The sequence below is a fragment of the Pseudomonas sp. NFX224 genome (genome assembly GCF_048565165.1).
Lineage (GTDB): Bacteria > Pseudomonadota > Gammaproteobacteria > Pseudomonadales > Pseudomonadaceae > Aquipseudomonas.
In genome coordinates, this window is sequence record NZ_CP183416.1 from 2,637,223 (window position 1) to 2,655,193 (window position 17,971).

Genomic DNA, 17,971 nt, shown 5'->3' on the forward strand with positions numbered 1-17,971 from the left:
TTGCGCGTGGTGGCCGCCTCCAACTCGTCGATGTTCAACTCCGACCAGCAAGCCTCGCGCACCAGCAGCGTGGCTGCCGCTATCAACCAACTCGGCGCCGCCGCCCAGGAAATCGCGCAGAACGCCGCCCTCGCCTCGCAACACTCCAGCGACGCGCGCAGCCTGGCTGAAGACGGTCAGCAGGTGGTGGATAAAACCATCGCGGCGATGCAACAGCTCTCGGCGAAGATCAGCGATTCGTGCGGCAATATCGAAACGCTCAACAGCAACACGGTCAACATCGGGCAGATTCTGGAAGTGATCACCAGCATCTCCCAGCAGACCAACCTGCTGGCGCTCAACGCCGCCATCGAAGCCGCCCGCGCCGGTGAAGCCGGCCGTGGTTTCGCGGTGGTTGCCGATGAAGTGCGCAACCTCGCCCACCGCACCCAGGATTCGGCGCAGCAAGTGCAGAAGATGATCGAAGAACTGCAAATCGGTGCCCGCGAAGCGGTGAGCACCATGACCGACAGTCAACGCCAGAGCGAAAGCAGCGTCGGCATCGCCAATCAGGCCGGCGAGCGCTTGGGCAGCGTGACCCAGCGCATCGGCGAAATCGACGGCATGAACCAGTCGGTCGCCACGGCCACCGAAGAGCAAACAGCCGTGGTGGAGTCGATCAACGTTGACATCACCGAGATCAATACGCTGAACCAGGAAGGCGTGGAGAACCTGCAGTCGACCTTGCGTGCGTGTTCCGACCTTGAACAGCAGGCGGCGCGCTTGAAGCAGTTGGTGGGCAGTTTCAGAATTTGAGGTGCTCTTACCGGCCCTATCGAGAGCAGGCTCGCGTCCACATTTGATCTGTGGCGCTTCCATAACCTGCTCGCGATGGTGGCATCACACCCTGCAGAAATCACTGGTCGACTCAACCTGACGCAGGACTGAATTAAGACTAAACTCAGTCCTATTCAACTTGGAGCGGCTTATCCCATGAAGCTTTCATCCCAAATCAAACCGATCAGCTACCTGAAAAGTCATACCGCCGAAATCGTCAAACAGCTCACAGAGAGCCGGGAGCCATTGGTAATCACCCAAAACGGAGAAGCGAAGCTGGTGGTCATGGACGTGAAAAGCTTTGAAGAGCAAGAAGACACAATGGCCTTGCTTAAGCTTTTGGCGATGGGTAATCGTGAGATTGAAGAAGGCAAGTTTCGCGACGCTGAAGATGTCTTCGCTGAGTTGGACAGGGCCGACCATCAATGAGCTTGAAGGTCGTCATTCTTCAGTCCGCCGAAACCGACTTGAAAGAACTTCGCGCCTATCTCGTCAAACAGTTCTCCACCCAAACCTGGCAAACCACCTATGCCGGCCTGAAGACAGCTATCCGCCATTTGGGAATGCAGCCTTATTCAGGATCGATTCCGGAAGAAATCGAGAAGCTCAATCTCAGTCAATACCGGCAAGTTCTCTCGGGAATGAACCGAGTCATTTATGAAGTTCGGGAGCAAACCGTTTACATCCACATCATTGTTGATTCGCGAAAAAGTTTACCCGCACTGCTTATGAAGCGACTGCTTCAAGGTAATACGTGAGCACTGAGATCGTTAAAACCGTGAACCCGGTTTCGACAAAAACACCAACTCCTCAGCCGTAGACTCCCGCCCCAACACCGCATTGCGATGCGGAAACCGTCCAAACTGCGCGATCACTTTCTGATGCTTCTCGGCGTAGTCCAGGTAATCGGCAAACAACGCCCGGTCAGCTTCAGTCTGTTGTGCCACCAGTTCGATGTAGCGCGAGATGCATTCGTTCTGCACCGCGAGGTTCTCGCTGTGCTCGAACACCAGGTAGATGAATACCCGCTGAATCGGCCTTAACTGCCGATCAAAATCCGCAGCAATGCCTTGCGCTACCAGCGCTTGTGCCCTGAGATCGCCGGAAAAGGACTTGGGAGAGTCGCGAAAGATCATTCGCGGGAGTTGATCGAGCAACAGCACCAGTGCCAGCCAACCTTCGGGACGTTGCGCCCATTCAGTCAATCCGCCGGCCAGTGCCTGCTCGACCCAGTCCCCGAAACGCATCCGCGCTTCGAGGTCCTGGCTGTCGCGCTTGCCGAACCACAACTTGCCCTTGTCAGCCGCGATTGCCCTGGAAGTTTCGGCTGTACCGAACCACCAATCGAGCAACGGCTGCCAGGGCGCGGTCATGGTTTATTCCTTGTGGTAAGCCGTGACGCGTGCAACTTCTTCTTTCGAACCGAGGAACACCGCTACGCGCTGGTGCAGACCTTCCGGCTTGATGTCGAGGATGCGCTGGTGACCGTCGGTGGACGCGCCGCCCGCTTGTTCCACCAGGAACGACATCGGGTTGGCTTCGTACATCAGGCGCAGTTTGCCCGGCTTGGATGGCTCGCGGCTGTCGCGTGGGTACATGAACAGACCGCCACGGGTCAGGATGCGATGCACGTCCGCAACCATCGCGGCCACCCAACGCATGTTGTAGTTCTTTTTCAGCGGGCCTTCGTCGCCTGCCAGCAGTTCGCCGACGTAACGCTGTACCGGGGCTTCCCAGTGACGCTGGTTGGACGCGTTGATGGCAAATTCCTGGGTGGTTTCAGGAATGGTGATGTTTTCGTGAGTCAGCACGAAACTGCCCATTTCACGGTCCAAGGTGAAGCCTTTCACGCCGTCGCCCAGGGTCAGGATCAGCATGGTTTGCGGACCATAGATCGCGTAACCGGCGGCGACTTGTTGGGTACCTGGCTGCAGGAAGGCCTTTTCATTCAAAGGTTCGTTCTGGCTCAGGTATTCGTTCGGGCAACGCAGTACCGAGAAGATAGTGCCGACAGGGGCGTTGATGTCGATGTTCGACGAACCGTCCAGCGGGTCGAAGACCAGCAGGTACGCGCCCTTCGGGTATTTGCCCGGGATCTGGTAGGCGTTGTCCATTTCTTCGGACGCCATGCCGGCCAGGTGACCGCCCCATTCGTTGGCTTCGAGCAGAATCTCGTTGGAGATCACGTCGAGTTTCTTCTGCACTTCGCCCTGAACGTTTTCAGTGCCCATGCTGCCCAGAACGCCGCCGAGGGCACCTTTGGATACGGCGTGGTTGATCTCCTTGCAAGCACGCGCCACCACTTCGATCAGGAAGCGCAGATCGGCAGGAGTGTTGTTGCTGCGGGTCTGCTCAATCAAATAGCGACTCAAGGTAACGCGGGACATGGAAGGCTCCGGTGGAATGGGGGGCTAAAAACCCGCGCAGTTTAACGCGAGTCGGGGCGCATTTCCTCCTATCAGACGAGATCGGCTGAAGAGAGTTCATGCGCGGGGTACAGCGTAGTAGGAAATGGGCTGGATGTGAGGCGCCGACAAATGGCAATTTCGATAATTTAGAGTCGGTTCCGACGCCATCGCGGGCAAGCCCGCTCTGTAGGAGCGAACCTGTTCGCGATTGAGCGCGAAGCACCCGCCTTCAGGGTTTGACCGGCGGCTTGCGCAGCAGACTGAACGCCATCGCCGCCAGGAACAAGACGCTAAGCAGCAACACCGCCCAAAGACCAAATTTTTTCCAGTCGGTGCCCATGGCAACCGGCACCGTCGCAGCCGTCGAGGTAATCACCACCCCGCCATCGACTGAAGCCCTGCCCAGCGTCGTCAGCTTCCCAGCGCTGTAATCCGGAATCAGCGTCGACAACGGCAGGTTCGCCGCCTTGACCGTCGAATTGCCCAGTGCCAGCGTATATGGTCCGGGACCGCGGGCCAGAAACACCAATTGCGTGGCACGCACGGCGAACTTCAGCGTTGGCGCTTGCGCTCCCAGGCCGCCGCCGCGCTCGTCCACGGTCAGTTTCAGTTGTTGCACGATTTGCCCCGACAACTGCAATTCGTTCTGCACCACGTCCTGGCCGTTCTGGGTCAGGCGATAGAGCAAACCACTGCTCAATGTCTGCCACGGCAGACTGCTGTCACGGCGCCCCGACAAGGTCACGGGCGCCAGGCTGTTGGGTTGTTCCAACTCGACCCGCACACGCTCGACGTTCAGGCCCATCGGCAATTGCCAAATGTACTCACCGGCCTTCGCACTGCTGCCGGCCAACGCTTGCGACCAGACCAACGGCAACGGCAGGTTGCGGGGGCTGGCGCTTTGCAGTTGCGCCGAGGTCAGGATCGGCGCCGATTGCGGCGCTTCCCACAACAAACGCAAGTAGCGCGCCGACTGCCCCGGCAGACCGACTTCGTGCTGCTCGACCTGCTCATCGGCAAAGGTCAGCCGCGCCACCTGCCCTTCGCCCCACGACTGCCAATGCTGCAAATCGTCGCTGGCCTCGATGGTAAATCGCTGGAAACCGTCGCGCTCGCTGGTCCAATCAAGGATCAACTGCTGCAACGGTGCCTTGATCCCGCTGGCATCGAGCAGCCAGCCACGCAACTCCTCCTCGCCCGCCTCCAACTGACTGGAGGGCTGCACTTCGACCAGCGTACCGTTGGCGCTCGATTGCACGCGCACACTCGGTGTGTGCTCGGTGGCATCCGCCGAGTTGTACAACGGGAACCATTTGACGTCGGTCAGCGTGCGGTTGTCGTCGGTTTGCGCAGTTTGGCGAGCCAGGGCGTAGGCCTGCTGGTCGCCGGCAGCATTGAATACCCGCACATCGCCAAGGTCACTCTGCCGTGCATTCAGTTGCACTGCCAGCGGCAATTCGAGGCGATACCAAGGGCCTTCACCACTCACCGACAACGGTACCTGCGTGGCGAAGTCCACCGGTTTTTCCTGAGCAACGGCTGTAAGCGCCATGCCCATCGCAACAGCGCCCAACCAGAACAGGTTCAACTTCTGACTCAAGACGACACTCCTTCGGTTTCCGGGGCCGGTCTTTCAGCTTCCGGCACAGCCTCGACGCGCTTGGGCGGCAACGGGGCGAAGTAGCCCACCACCAGCAGCAGCACGCCAACGCCGATAAACGACACGATCCGCGCCAGCCCGCCGCGGTTACTCAATTCGACAAAGAACAATTTGGCCACCACCACACCGATCAGCGCCGCGCCGATCAGCCAGACATCGCGGCGATGACGCAAATGGCCGCCGATCATCAAGCTCAAGGCCATCAAGGTCCAGACGATCGACAGACCGGCCTGCACCCGCATCGATTCGAGCAGCGCATCGAGTTCGTAAGGCACGCCGCTCCAGTGATGAGCCGTGCGCATCACCAGTGCAGTAAAGAACACGAACAGCGAGATGCCAACGATCAGTTGTGTGGCGGAGGCGGCGAAATCATTGCGGATGCCCAGTTGCGCGACAGCGCTGCGGGACCAGACGTAGACGCCGAACAGCGCAAACAGCAAACCCAGCTCCAGCGGGTTGATCAGCGGCACGTACGGCAGCGGCTCGGCCAGGCCGTCACTGAAGACGTTGGCCAGCCAGAACCAGCCCAGCATCAACAACGCCAACGGCGCGGCGGCATACACGCGGTACTCGCGGGAATACTCCGATATCGGCCATGGCCAGGCACGCGGCGCAGCCATCAACACCAGATACAGGCTCGGGAGGATCGCCCAACCCAGCCAGCGCCATGCATTGTATTGCTCGGACAACAGCAGCAAGCCGTATCTCAACTCCAGCGCCAGCACGCCAATCAACAGCCAGCAACCAAGCACATGGGCGGTACTGAGCACCCGGGCAGGGAGCAGCGGCGCCAAGCGGCGCAGCGAGATGAAATGCACGACGAACACTGCCATCCATGCCAACCAGCCGAAGCTGGCCGCCGGGTGATAGCGCGAATGCCAGGCAGCGAGCAACACCAACCCGGCCGCCGGGATCAGCATGGTGCACAGCAGCCCCAGCGATGGCCATTTCAGGCGCAGCGCCAGCACCGCCCACAACGCAACACTCACCGCCGCGACGGCCAGCAGCAGCGTCGCTTGCAAGAACAACGGAGCAAAGCGCAGCACTTCACTGACCCACGCCAGCGCCCACCAGCCTGCGCCCCACACCAACAATGCCTGGGACAAGCGTTGCGCACTCAGCCCGACGAGGCCGGCGAACTGCAAGCGCCAGGCCCCGACCAACCCCGCCATACCGAGCACCAACGGCGTCCAGAATTCGCCATGGGTCATTGGACGCATGCCTTCGCCGAACATGGGTTCGGCGACCAGGAACAACGCACCACCCAGCCACTGCACAGCAAATGAAGTGAATACAAATGTCCGCGAAGGCAGGCGCAAACCGACCAGCAACGTGACCAACCCGGCCAATGCCCAACTGATCGCCGTGCCATGGGCGAAGAAAAACAGCGGTGCCAGCAGGTAGAGGAACGACAGGCCGAGACACGCCAGCACCGGCAGGCCTTTGCGCTCCCACGATGACGTCTGCCCGGGCTGTGCTTTGTGCAGTTGATAGAAACTGAACAGCAGCGCAACACCCAACATCAGCGCACCCAACGGTGCGCCATCGAGCAGACTGCTCTGGCCATCGCCCAACTCACTGAGAAACGCCAGCGCCGAGCCCAGTTGCAGCAGCAAGGCAAAGGCCCGGGCCAACGTTCGTTGCTGACGCAGGCCCAGCCACAGGATCCCCGCGCCCTCCACTGCCCAGGCGGCGGTGGTCCAGCGCGCGTCGAGCCCCAGGGGAATCGCCAGGCTGGTGAAGATCACGCCCAAAGCCAGGCAGGTTTCCGCCAGCAGCAACGTGCGACCGGCAAACAGCAAACGGGCAAGACCCATGTAAAGGATGCCAAGCGCCAGGGCACTGAACGCGGCGGCGAACGCCAGATGCTGCACCAGTGCGAACTGCAAACCGAAGCCCACCAACGGCGGACCGAACAGCAGCGTGCCGTCGACGTAGTCACCTTTGCGCGCCGACCAGTGCAGCAGCGCCTCGCGGCTGCCATCCTCGGGGGCATCGCCCATTTCCTGCAGCTTGCGTCGGGCGAACAACAGACCGATCGCCAGATACATCAGGAAGAACAGAATCAGGAACGGTTCGGTGCTCCACAACAGCTCCGGTGTATAGGAGCGCGCTCCCCAGGCGAAACCGATGCCGAACGTGCCGACGAAGCCGATCACGTTCAGCAGGCGCCAGGCCTTGAACCAGGCGATGGCGAGGATGCCGGCGTTGAGCAAGGCGAAATAGCTGAACAACGCCACGTGGCTTCCGCTGCCGGTGGAGGCCAGGAGCGGCGCGGCGAAGCCGCCCAATGCCGCCACTGAGGCCAGCCCCAAGGAGTCCTGGGTAATGGCGAGAACTGCCGAAAACACCGTCACCGCCACCAGCAGCCCAAACGCCGCCGAAGGATCGATAAGCGGATGCAAACGCATCGCCGCAAACACCGTCAGGTACAACACCGCGACCCCGGCGCCCTGCAATATCAACGCGTAATTATTGTTTCGCGATCGCAGCCACCAACCGAGGCCCAGCAGGCCCAGCGCCGCCGCCGCGACACCGGCATAACGCAACTCGATCGGCACCACCACACCTTCAGTGGCATAGCGCAGCAAAAAGGCCAGGCCGAGAAACAACAACACCACGCCAACCCGCAACACCGTGTTGCCGCCGAACAGCCAGGCGCGGGCACCGTTGATGGCGCGCTCGATGAAGGTGGGGCCGCTCGGGATGGCAGGTTTCTGCGGCTCGCGGGTGACCGGCTCAGGTTTCCAGGCATCGACGGGAGCAAGTTCGGGAGGCAGTTCCCAGATCAGTTCAGGCGTTTCGACAAAGGATTGCGCGATGTTGATCTCAGGTGCCGCAACGGATTCACTGATATCAGGTTCACGGGTTTCAGGGGCCGTGAAAACGGTGGGTTCCAATACGGCCAAACGCAGTTCCACACCATGCAGCGCAACCTGTGCCTGCTCCAGCAAGCGGCGTTGCTCGTCGGCCTGCGAAGCCAATTTGCCGATACGAATGGCCTGGCCGATCGCCAACCCGAGCAAAGCGCCCGGCAGCGCATCGCTGAACGACTCGTCGAGTATCCAGCCCAGCACCAGGCCAATCAGCATCAACATCCATTGCATGGTCGATATCCTTGAGCGCAATCCAGAAAGATTAGCGTAGCCACAGCCGAAAGATCGCAGCCCTCGGTAGCGCCTACAAAAGCGTTTTGATACGCGATTCTGTAGGCGCTGCCGAAGGCTGCGATCTTTTCCGGTGCGTCAGTATATCGATCCGACTGAAGACTTACTCCAACGCCTTCCAGATCTCGGTGGCATATTCACGAATCGTCCGGTCCGACGAGAACCAGCCCATCCGTGCCGTGTTCAACACCGCTGAACGCCACCATTGCTGAGAATCATGCCAATGGGCTTCGACCCGCATCTGCGCACTCCAGTAGGAATCGAAATCGGCGCAGACCAGGAAACGGTCGTAGTCCACCAACGAGTCGATGAAGCCGGCATAGCGGGACGGGTCATCCGGCGAAAACACCCCGCCGCGGATGGCCTGCAACACATCGTTGAGCCGATGGGACGCGGCGATGTCCGGCACCGCGCTGAACTCGTGGTTCTGCTTGCGCGCTTCAACCTGTTGCGCGCTGAGGCCGAAGATGAACATGTGCTCGGCGCCGATGCGCTCGCACATTTCCACGTTGGCGCCGTCCAGCGTACCGATGGTCAGCGCGCCGTTGAGGCCGAACTTCATATTGCTGGTGCCCGAGGCCTCGAAACCGGCGGTGGAAATCTGCTCGGACAAATCCGCCGCCGGAATGATGCTCTCCGCCAGGCTGACGTTGTAGTTGGGCAGGAACACCACTTTGAGCAAGCCGCGCACGGTCGGGTCGTTGTTCACCACTCGAGCGATGTCGTTGGTCAACTTGATGATCAGCTTGGCCTGGTGATAACTGGCCGCCGCTTTACCGGCGAAGATTTTCACCCGCGGCACCCAGTCGATTTCCGGCTCGGCGCGTATCGCCTGGTACAGCGCCACAGTGTGCATCAGGTTGAGCAGTTGGCGTTTGTACTCGTGGATCCGTTTGACCTGCACGTCGAACATCGCCGCCGGATTGACCGCAATCCCCAGCCGCTCGTGAATCAGGTAGGCCAAGGCTTTTTTACTGTGCAGCCGCTGTTCGGCAAACGATTTGCGGAACGCGGTCTTTTCGGCGAACGGCTGTAGATCAAGCAGTCGCTCTTCAGGGTTGTCCAGGACATCCGGGCCGAGTGCATCGACCAGCATCGAGGTCAGTTCCGAGTTGGCTTGATACAACCAGCGGCGGAAGGTGATGCCGTTGGTCTTGTTGTTGATCCGCTCCGGGTAAAGTTTGTGCAGTTCGGAGAACACGGTTTTGCGCATCAACTGCGTGTGCAATCCGGATACGCCGTTGACACTGTGGGAACCCAGGAACGCCAGGTTGCCCATGCGCACGCGGCGGCCGTTGTCTTCTTCGATCAGCGACACCGCGCGCAGCACGTCGAAGTCGTGGATGCCTTTGGCGCGCAGCGAGTCGATATGCTGGGCGTTGATCAGGTAGATGATCTGCATGTGCCGCGGCAGCATGCGCTCCATCAAACCGACCGGCCAGGTTTCCAGCGCTTCGGGCAGCAGCGTGTGGTTGGTGTAGGAAAGCGTGTCGACCGTAACCTGCCATGCCGCGTCCCAGGCCACGTCATACACGTCGACCAATTGGCGCATCAGTTCGGCCACGGCAATCGAGGGATGGGTGTCGTTAAGCTGGATCGAGGCGTGATCGCCCAGGGTCAGCACCGAGGTGTGCATGTTGCGATGACGGCGCAGCAGATCCTGCAGGGACGCGGCGACGAAGAAATATTCCTGGCGCAGACGAAGTTCCTGCCCGGCTTCGGTGCTGTCCGCCGGGTACAGCACGCGGGAAATACTTTCCGCCCGGGCCACTTCGGCGACCGCGCCCAAGTGGTCACCGGCGTTGAAGCGTTCCAGGTGCAAATCTTCCATGGCCCGCGCGCGCCACAGACGCAAGGTGTTCACGCTCGCCCCGCGCCAGCCCACCACCGGCGTGTCATAGGCGATGGCCCGTACGGTTTCCGCCGGGTGCCAGACTTGCTTGGACTTGCCGTTTTCATCGGTGACCGTCTCGACGCTGCCACCGAAACCGATCGGATAAACCACTTCCGGCCGTTCGAACTCCCACGGGTTACCGAAATCCAGCCAGTGTTCGGTCTGTTCCTGCTGCCAACCATCGACGATGGCCTGGCGGAACAAGCCATGTTCGTAGCGAATACCGTAACCATGACCGGCGATGCCGAGGGTCGACATGCTTTCCAGGAAGCACGCCGCCAAACGCCCCAAGCCACCGTTGCCCAGCGCCGCATCGGGCTCCAGCAGGCGGATGCGCTCCAGGTCGACGCCGAGCTCGGTCAAGGCCTCGCGGGCTACGTCGAGCAGGCCGAGGTTGCTCAGGCTGTCAAAGAGCAATCGGCCGATGAGGAATTCCAGGGAAAGGTAGTAAACGCGCTTCTGACCTTTGCGGTAGATCTGCCGCGTGTGGTCCATCCAGTGCTCGACCATGTGGTCCCGCGCGGCCAGGGCAATGGCTTCGAACCAGTCATGGTCGAAGGCGTGATCCGGGTCTTTGCCCACCGCGTAGGTGAGTTTGGTCAAGACGGCGTCGCGGAATGCGGCCACCTCTGCTTCGCGAACAAGTGGTTCTTGAGTCATCGATAGGACCTCGAGCGAGCTTGGAGTTGTCTGAGCCTAGACGGTCTGACAGGCGGTAGAGGCTCTGGTTCGGCAGTTTTTCCTGTAAGTGCGAATCGGCTTGGCAATACATTGTCGCCTGCCGGAATTAATGCAGGGGCCGTGCCGGATTACCGGCTTGCCGGGCGACGAAGAAAAAATCTGGCGAAAGGTTGTTCAAAAATCCACCAGTCCCGGTATGATCGCGCGCCCTGATGCACACGCTGGTAACAACCGATGATGAAGCCGAACCTGATCGCCGCCGCGGAGATCGACCGACTCGATACCTGGGCCAAGTACTCCGCCCCGATGTGCGGCTCGTGCATGTCGAGCTGCTGCACCCTGCCGGTCGAGGTCAAGATCAAGGATCTGGTCCGTATCGGCGTGGTCGATGAATTCGAGCTGGGTGACCCGCCAAAGAACATCGCCAAGCGCCTGCAAAAGGAAGGTTTGGTCGAGCGCTTCAACCAGAAGTCAGGAATCTTCACTCTCCAGCGCATGAGCAACAACGATTGCTACTACCTGGATCGTAAGAGCCGTCTGTGCACTATTTATGAAAAGCGCCCGGATACTTGCCGCAACCACCCGAAAATCGGCCCGCGGCCGGGGTATTGCGCGTACAAGCCGAAGGAAGTCGAGCGCGAGCGCAATTCGCGGTCGATCGAGCGGTTCTGATAGTTCCTGATTTATTTGGCGGCTGATCGGCCGCCATCGCTAGCAGCTAGCCTGCTAGCGATGGCGGCGGCACAATCACCCAACAAATCCCAGACAAACAAAAACGCCCCCGGCCTTTCGACCGGGGGCGTTTTCGTTAAGCCGGGCTAAATCTTATGCCTTGGCTTTCTTGGCAGCGCGGGTACGCTCGCTTTCGTCCAGGATCTTCTTGCGAAGACGGATGGACTTAGGCGTTACTTCGCACAGCTCGTCGTCCTGGATGAATTCCAGAGCCTGTTCCAGGGTGAAGCGAACAGGTGGAACCAGAGCGATGGTTTCGTCTTTACCCGAAGCACGCATGTTGTCGAGCTTCTTGCCCTTGGTAGGGTTGACGCCCAGGTCGTTGTCACGGCTGTTCAGACCAACGATCTGACCGTTGTAGATTTCCTGACCGTGTTCTACGAACAGCTTGCCACGCGCCTGCAGGGTTTCCAGGGAGTAGGTCAGTGCCTTGCCCGTTTCAACCGAAACCAGAACGCCGTTCTGACGGCCGGACATATCGCCGGACTTCATCACGTCGTAGCGGTCGAAGATCGAGGTCAGGATGCCAGCGCCGTTGGTCAGGGTCAGGAACTGGTTACGGAAACCGATCAGACCACGAGCAGGGATGTTGTATTCCAGACGTACACGGCCCTTGCCATCCGGCACCATGTTGGTCAGGTCGCCCTTACGCAGGCCCATCTCTTCCATCACCTTGCCCTGGGATTCTTCCGGCAGGTCGATGGTGACGTTTTCGTACGGTTCGTGCTTCACGCCGTCAACCAGACGGATGATCACTTCCGGACGGCCTACAGCCATTTCGAAGCCTTCGCGACGCATGGTTTCGATCAGTACCGAGAGGTGCAGCTCACCACGGCCGGAAACCTTGAACTTGTCAGCCGAGTCGCCTTCTTCAACGCGCAGTGCAACGTTGTACAGCAGCTCTTTGTCCAGACGTTCCTTGATGTTACGGGAAGTCACGAACTTGCCTTCTTTACCGCAGAATGGCGAGTCGTTTACCTGGAAGGTCATGGAAACGGTTGGCTCGTCAACGGTCAGAGGCTTCATCGCTTCCGGCGTATCCAGCTGGCACAGGGTGTCGGAGATGAACAACTCGTCCATACCGCTGATGCACACGATGTCGCCTGCTGCAGCTTCTTCAACGTCTACACGGTGCAGACCGTGGTGACCCATCAGCTTCAGGATACGACCGTTACGCTTCTTGCCGTCGGCGCTGATAGCAACAACCGGGGTGTTCGGCTTGACGCGACCACGAGCAATACGGCCAACGCCGATAACACCCAGGAAGCTGTTGTAGTCCAGTGCGGAGATCTGCATCTGGAACGGACCGTCACGGTCAACAGCCGGCGCGGGTACGTTGTCGACGATCGACTGGTACAGCGGGGTCATGTCTTCAGCCATTTCGTTGTGGTCCAGACCGGCAATACCGTTCAGGGCCGAGGCGTAGACGACTTTGAAGTCCAGTTGTTCTTCGGTGGCACCCAGGTTGTCGAACAGGTCGAAGATCTGGTCCAGAACCCAGTCCGGACGCGCGCCTGGACGGTCAACCTTGTTGATGCACACGATCGGACGCAGGCCGGCTTCGAAAGCCTTCTTGGTCACGAAACGGGTTTGCGGCATAGGGCCGTCTTGAGCGTCAACCAGCAGCAGAACGGAGTCAACCATCGACATTACGCGTTCAACTTCGCCGCCGAAGTCGGCGTGGCCCGGGGTGTCCACGATGTTGATGTGGTAGCCGTTCCAGTTGATGGCGGTGTTTTTCGCCAGAATGGTAATACCGCGCTCTTTTTCCTGGTCGTTGGAGTCCATCACGCGCTCGTCGTTGAGCTCGTTGCGCTCCAGAGTGCCGGATTGACGCAGGAGTTTGTCTACCAGGGTGGTTTTACCATGGTCAACGTGAGCAATGATGGCGATGTTGCGTAGATTTTCGATCACTTGTGTATCTCGATCAGAGGATTCGGTGTGCTGACAAGTCTTGGCAGCGATTTACAGTAGAGTCAGGCCTTGCCGTTACAGCTTGACGGCGGCGTCGGGGGGCCGGTGACGCAAGCCACAGGCAAACAGCCCCGGGCACTTAGCTCGGTCGATAAACGCGCACATTGGCATGCCCCTCACTGAGCAAATGGTGGGCATGCAGGCGACTCATCACGCCTTTGTCGCAATAAAGCAGGTACTGGCGAGTAGGGTCCAGTTCCTTGAAACGAGCGTTCAGAGCATAAAACGGCATCGTTTGTACCTCGATGCCAGCAAGGTCCAGCGGGTCGTCTTCAGCGGCATCCGGGTGACGGATATCGATGACGATCTGACCGGCCAGCGCTTCGCTGACTTCTTCAATTTGCAAATCCTGGCCCAATTCGTCGATCACACGATCGATCGGCACCAGTTTGGCGTTTTCGAGCGCACGCTCGAGTACCGCCATGTCGAATTCTTTCTCTTCGTGCTCGACGCGATGGCGCTTGGCTGCGGTCTTCGGATTGACCGAGATGACGCCGCAGTATTCCGGCATGTGCCGGGCGAAATCGGCGGTGCCGATCTCGTTGGCCAGGTCGATGATGTCCTGCTTGTGGCTGGCGATGAGCGGGCGCAACACCAGCTTGTCGGTTACGCAGTCGATCACGTTCAGGTTCGGCAATGTCTGGCTCGACACCTGGGAGATCGCCTCACCGGTCACCAACGCTTCAATGTGCAGTCGATCGGCAATTTGGGAGGAAGCGCGCAACATCATACGCTTCAATACTACGCCCATATGACTGTTATCGACTTTGCCGAGAATTTCACCCAGCACTTCTTCGAACGGCACACTGACAAATAACACGCGTTGGGAGCTGCCGTACTTCTTCCAGATGAAATGCGCGACTTCCATGACGCCCAGTTCATGGGCACGTCCGCCCAGATTAAAGAAGCAGAAGTGCGCCATCAGGCCACGGCGCATGATCTGGTAGGCCGCCACGGTGGAGTCGAAACCACCGGACATCAGCACCAGCGTCTGCTCCAGTGCGCCCAGCGGATAACCACCGATGCCGTTGTGCTGGCTGTGAATAACAAACAACCGTTGGTCGCGAACTTCGATCCGGACTTCGATTTCCGGCTTTTTCAGGTCGATTCCGGCGGCACCGCACTGACGGCGCAACTGGCTGCCGACATATTTCTCGATATCTATAGAGCTAAATGGGTGCTTGCCGGCGCGCTTGCAACGCACCGAGAAAATCTTCCCGGCCAGCGCATCGCCGTAGTGCTGCTTGCACTTTTCAACGATGTCGTCGAAATCGCCCAGCGGGTATTCGTCGATTTGCAGGAAGTGTGCGATGCCCGGCATGCAGCTCAGGCGCTCACCCATCTCTTTCAGGGCCTTGGGGTCGCTGACGCGGGTTTCCAGCTCGAGGTTGTCCCACACGCCGTTCACCACCACGGCCGGGTCCAGATCGCGGAGCACGGCACGGATGTTCTTGGCCAATTGGCGGATGAAACGCATCCGTACCGGGCGGCTCTTGATGGTGATCTCGGGGAAGACTTTTACGATTAATTTCATGGAAACAGCGCGCGCAGGGCCTGCCGAAAAAGGGGGGCGCGGATTATAGCGGAAATTGCTCAAGGTTTAACCAGTTAATGTGCAGAAGGTTTTGAGCGCACCAAAACAGGTCATTTTTCGATTTTAACGCCACATTGTAGGGCGATTTTTTCCGCCTTAAGGCGCTTTGCACCTTTATAAGCGTGAATTTGGGGCAAAAAACCCATGGTGGGGCACTGGCATGCAATTTGCTCCCTTGTGAGGCAGGTTGCCTTGGCAGAGTATTCGCGCCGGCATCACCCACATTTCAAGGGCTATCCATTACTAAGCCCGAAGCCACCCGGAGGACACTATGTCGAAGTCGGTTCAACTCATCAAAGATCATGACGTCAAGTGGATTGATCTGCGCTTCACGGACACCAAAGGCACTCAGCACCACGTGACCATGCCAGCTCGCGATGCGCTGGATGAAGACTTCTTCGAAGTCGGCAAGATGTTCGACGGTTCGTCCATCTCTGGCTGGAAAGGCATCGAAGCCTCCGACATGATCCTGATGCCGGACGATTCCACCGCTGTGCTGGACCCGTTCACCGAAGAGCCAACCCTGATCCTGGTCTGCGACATCATCGAACCTTCGAGCATGCAAGGCTACGACCGCGACCCACGTGCGATCGCCAAGCGCGCTGAAGAACATCTGAAAGCCACCGGTATCGGTGACACTGTGTTCGCCGGTCCAGAGCCAGAGTTCTTCATCTTCGACCAGGTGAAATTCAAGTCCGACATTTCCGGCTCCATGTTCAAGATCTACTCCGAACAAGGTTCGTGGATGTCCGACCAGGACATCGAAGGCGGTAACAAGGGCCACCGTCCAGGCGTCAAAGGCGGCTACTTCCCGGTTCCACCGTTCGATCACGACCACGAAATCCGTACCTCCATGTGCAACGCACTGGAAGAAATGGGCCTGACCGTTGAAGTTCACCACCACGAAGTGGCGACTGCCGGCCAGAACGAAATCGGCGTCAAGTTCAACACCCTGGTGAAGAAAGCCGACGAAACCCAAACCCTGAAGTACGTTGTGCACAACGTTGCCGACGCCTACGGCCGTACCGCTACTTTCATGCCTAAGCCGCTGTACGGCGACAACGGTTCGGGTATGCACGTACACATGTCCATCTGGAAAGATGGCAAGAACACCTTCGCTGGCGAAGGTTATGCCGGCCTGTCCGACACCGCCCTGTACTTCATCGGCGGCATCATCAAGCACGGTAAGGCCCTGAACGGCTTCACCAACCCGGCTACCAACTCCTACAAGCGTCTGGTACCAGGCTTCGAAGCACCGGTAATGCTGGCCTACTCGGCTCGCAACCGTTCCGCTTCGATCCGCATTCCTTACGTGTCGAGCCCGAAAGCCCGCCGTATCGAAGCACGCTTCCCGGATCCAGCAGCCAACCCATACCTGGCTTTCGCTGCACTGCTGATGGCTGGCCTGGACGGCATCCAGAACAAGATCCACCCTGGCGACGCCGCTGACAAAAACCTGTACGACCTGCCGCCTGAAGAGGCGAAAGAGATCCCACAAGTTTGCGGCAGCCTGAAAGAAGCCCTGGAAGAACTGGACAAAGGTCGTGCGTTCCTGACCAAAGGCGGCGTGTTCTCCGACGACTTCATCGACGCTTACATCGCTCTGAAAAGCGAAGAAGAAATCAAGGTACGTACCTTCGTACACCCACTGGAATACGAGCTGTACTACAGCTGCTAATCCGGTAGCGCCTGCGCAAGCGGCGTGACAAAAAGAGGCCTCCCTTGTGGAGGCCTTTTTTATGTCTACAAATATGAACAAGCTGGGCCAACCGCCGCCCCTGACCTATGCTGCAACCCAATGCTTTCGTTTGCGGTTGATTTTATGGGTCGTGCTTTTCTCTTCATCCTGGTGATGATCGCCCTGCCCGCCGCAGCGCAGATCTACAAGTACACGGACGCCAATGGCAACACCGCGTACAGCAATCAACCGCCGGATGGCGTGAAGGCCCAAGCGGTCGAGTTGCCACCACTCAACAGCGTGGAGCCGCAAACCCCTCCACCAGCAACCACAAAAACCCATGCGGACGAACAACCCCAGAACGCCTACGAGGTACTGGAACTGACCGGCCTGCCCACCACCGAAGCCCTGCGCGCCAACAACGGCACCTTCACCGTCAACGTGCTGATCAAACCGCGCCTGCAAGGGCCCCATCTGCTCAGACTGATGCTGGACGAGCAACCCTACGGTCAGCCGAGTAATGTTCCGATCCTGCAACTGGTAAACGTCGACCGCGGCATGCATAGCCTCGCCGTGCAGGTGATCGACGGCGAAACCGTGGTCCAGCAGAGCCCCAGCGTGACCTTTACCGTGCAACGGGTGCACAAGCCTTGAAGTGTTGGCTGCTGATCGCCTGCCTGTTCGTCTTGCCCGCATCGGCGGAGGTCTTTACTTACGTTGATGCACAGGGCAATCGGGTTTTCACGGATCAACCCGGTATCGGCAACGCCAAGCGAGTGCCGCTGGCAACCGGCAATCGAATGACCGCCCCCGGCACGTCAGCGGCGATTGCCACAAAGAAGACAGCGAAAAAACCACGGTTCCACTACGACATGCTGCGCATTCTGGTACCCGAGCCTGACGCCACCGTGCGCAGCACCGCCGGCGAAATCATCGTCAGCGTCACCAGCGAACCGGGCTTGCAGCGAGGTCATCGCTATCGATTGCTGCTTGATGGCCAACCCACCGCCGAGCCAGGACCGAGTCCGGTATTTGCGCTGAGCAACATCAACCGTGGCACCCATCAATTGTCCGTGGAGATCCTCGACGAGCACGGCCGAACCGTCGAACGCACCGCCAATCAACCATTCCACATGCAACGCATGTCCCTCGCCCAAAAACGCAAGGTCAAACCCTGCACCCTCGACGACTACGGCCAACGGCCGGAATGCCCGCCCAGCGATAAACCCGCCGTAGAAAAAAATCCGTTCCTGCGGTTCTTCTAACCTCATTCAGCTTTGAGCACTATATTGGTGCAGTTGGTTGCACCGCGAGCCGATCGCATCCCATTTTGGTTCGAAAGTACCCGCGAAAGCTGAAAGAGCGCC

General features: G+C 59.1%; 14 protein-coding genes. 7 read left to right on the forward strand and 7 right to left on the reverse strand.

Annotated features, from left to right (window positions below):
• Positions 1 to 30: 30 nt before the first annotated feature.
• The 3 genes from ACNYC6_RS11785 (at position 31) to ACNYC6_RS11795 (ending at position 1,574) form a co-directional block, all read left to right on the forward strand.
• Positions 31 to 795, forward strand: coding sequence for a methyl-accepting chemotaxis protein (locus ACNYC6_RS11785; protein ID WP_419712952.1), 765 nt, complete (start codon positions 31 to 33; stop codon positions 793 to 795).
• 177 nt (positions 796 to 972) lie between these two features.
• Positions 973 to 1,245 (forward strand): type II toxin-antitoxin system Phd/YefM family antitoxin, encoded by a 273-nt coding sequence (locus ACNYC6_RS11790; RefSeq protein WP_419712439.1) that lies wholly within the window; start codon positions 973 to 975, stop codon positions 1,243 to 1,245.
• A complete protein-coding gene (locus ACNYC6_RS11795) occupies positions 1,242 to 1,574 on the forward strand; it encodes a type II toxin-antitoxin system RelE/ParE family toxin (RefSeq protein WP_419712440.1) in 333 nt (110 codons plus the stop codon). Before ACNYC6_RS11790 ends, ACNYC6_RS11795 begins: the two co-directional genes overlap by 4 nt.
• A 12-nt stretch (positions 1,575 to 1,586) precedes the next feature.
• Here the strand turns inward: ACNYC6_RS11795 and ACNYC6_RS11800 are convergent, their stop codons facing one another.
• The 5 genes from ACNYC6_RS11800 to ACNYC6_RS11820 all read right to left on the reverse strand — a co-directional run bounded on the left by ACNYC6_RS11800 (position 1,587) and on the right by ACNYC6_RS11820 (position 10,605).
• The gene (locus tag ACNYC6_RS11800) at positions 1,587 to 2,189 is read right to left on the reverse strand and encodes a DUF924 family protein (RefSeq protein WP_419712441.1); all 603 of its coding nucleotides are present in this window, start codon (positions 2,187 to 2,189) and stop codon (positions 1,587 to 1,589) included.
• A gap of 3 nt (positions 2,190 to 2,192) precedes the next feature.
• Complete coding sequence (locus ACNYC6_RS11805; protein WP_419712442.1) at positions 2,193 to 3,203, reverse strand: class 1 fructose-bisphosphatase; 1,011 nt, start codon at positions 3,201 to 3,203, stop codon at positions 2,193 to 2,195.
• A gap of 250 nt (positions 3,204 to 3,453) precedes the next feature.
• Positions 3,454 to 4,824 carry a DUF3999 domain-containing protein gene (locus ACNYC6_RS11810; protein WP_419712443.1) on the reverse strand — a complete coding sequence of 457 codons (1,371 nt, stop codon included), beginning with the start codon at positions 4,822 to 4,824 and terminating at the stop codon, positions 3,454 to 3,456.
• The gene (locus ACNYC6_RS11815; protein ID WP_419712444.1) at positions 4,821 to 7,991 is read right to left on the reverse strand and encodes a DUF2339 domain-containing protein; all 3,171 of its coding nucleotides are present in this window, start codon (positions 7,989 to 7,991) and stop codon (positions 4,821 to 4,823) included. Before ACNYC6_RS11815 ends, ACNYC6_RS11810 begins: the two co-directional genes overlap by 4 nt.
• A gap of 163 nt (positions 7,992 to 8,154) precedes the next feature.
• Positions 8,155 to 10,605, reverse strand: a complete 2,451-nt coding sequence (locus ACNYC6_RS11820) for a glycogen/starch/alpha-glucan phosphorylase (protein WP_419712445.1) — start codon at positions 10,603 to 10,605, stop codon at positions 8,155 to 8,157.
• A 255-nt stretch (positions 10,606 to 10,860) separates the two neighbouring features.
• On the opposite strand from ACNYC6_RS11820, the gene ACNYC6_RS11825 reads away from it, so the two are divergent.
• Complete coding sequence (locus ACNYC6_RS11825; protein ID WP_085725491.1) at positions 10,861 to 11,298, forward strand: YkgJ family cysteine cluster protein; 438 nt, start codon at positions 10,861 to 10,863, stop codon at positions 11,296 to 11,298.
• 153 nt (positions 11,299 to 11,451) lie between these two features.
• Here ACNYC6_RS11825 and typA read toward each other — a convergent pair whose 3' ends face one another.
• The gene (typA, locus tag ACNYC6_RS11830) at positions 11,452 to 13,272 is read right to left on the reverse strand and encodes a translational GTPase TypA (protein WP_090465730.1); all 1,821 of its coding nucleotides are present in this window, start codon (positions 13,270 to 13,272) and stop codon (positions 11,452 to 11,454) included.
• A gap of 139 nt (positions 13,273 to 13,411) precedes the next feature.
• Positions 13,412 to 14,866 carry a tRNA uracil 4-sulfurtransferase ThiI gene (thiI, locus tag ACNYC6_RS11835; protein WP_419712446.1) on the reverse strand — a complete coding sequence of 485 codons (1,455 nt, stop codon included), beginning with the start codon at positions 14,864 to 14,866 and terminating at the stop codon, positions 13,412 to 13,414.
• A 331-nt stretch (positions 14,867 to 15,197) separates the two neighbouring features.
• Between thiI and glnA the strand changes: the two genes are divergently transcribed.
• From glnA to ACNYC6_RS11850, 3 genes are all read left to right on the forward strand, one after another.
• The gene (gene glnA, locus ACNYC6_RS11840) at positions 15,198 to 16,604 is read left to right on the forward strand and encodes a type I glutamate--ammonia ligase (RefSeq protein ID WP_056852215.1); all 1,407 of its coding nucleotides are present in this window, start codon (positions 15,198 to 15,200) and stop codon (positions 16,602 to 16,604) included.
• A 144-nt stretch (positions 16,605 to 16,748) separates the two neighbouring features.
• Positions 16,749 to 17,258 (forward strand): DUF4124 domain-containing protein, encoded by a 510-nt coding sequence (locus ACNYC6_RS11845; protein ID WP_419712447.1) that lies wholly within the window; start codon positions 16,749 to 16,751, stop codon positions 17,256 to 17,258.
• The gene (locus tag ACNYC6_RS11850; protein ID WP_419712448.1) at positions 17,255 to 17,869 is read left to right on the forward strand and encodes a DUF4124 domain-containing protein; all 615 of its coding nucleotides are present in this window, start codon (positions 17,255 to 17,257) and stop codon (positions 17,867 to 17,869) included. The genes ACNYC6_RS11845 and ACNYC6_RS11850 overlap by 4 nt, the downstream gene beginning before the upstream one ends.
• Positions 17,870 to 17,971 lie beyond the last annotated feature (102 nt).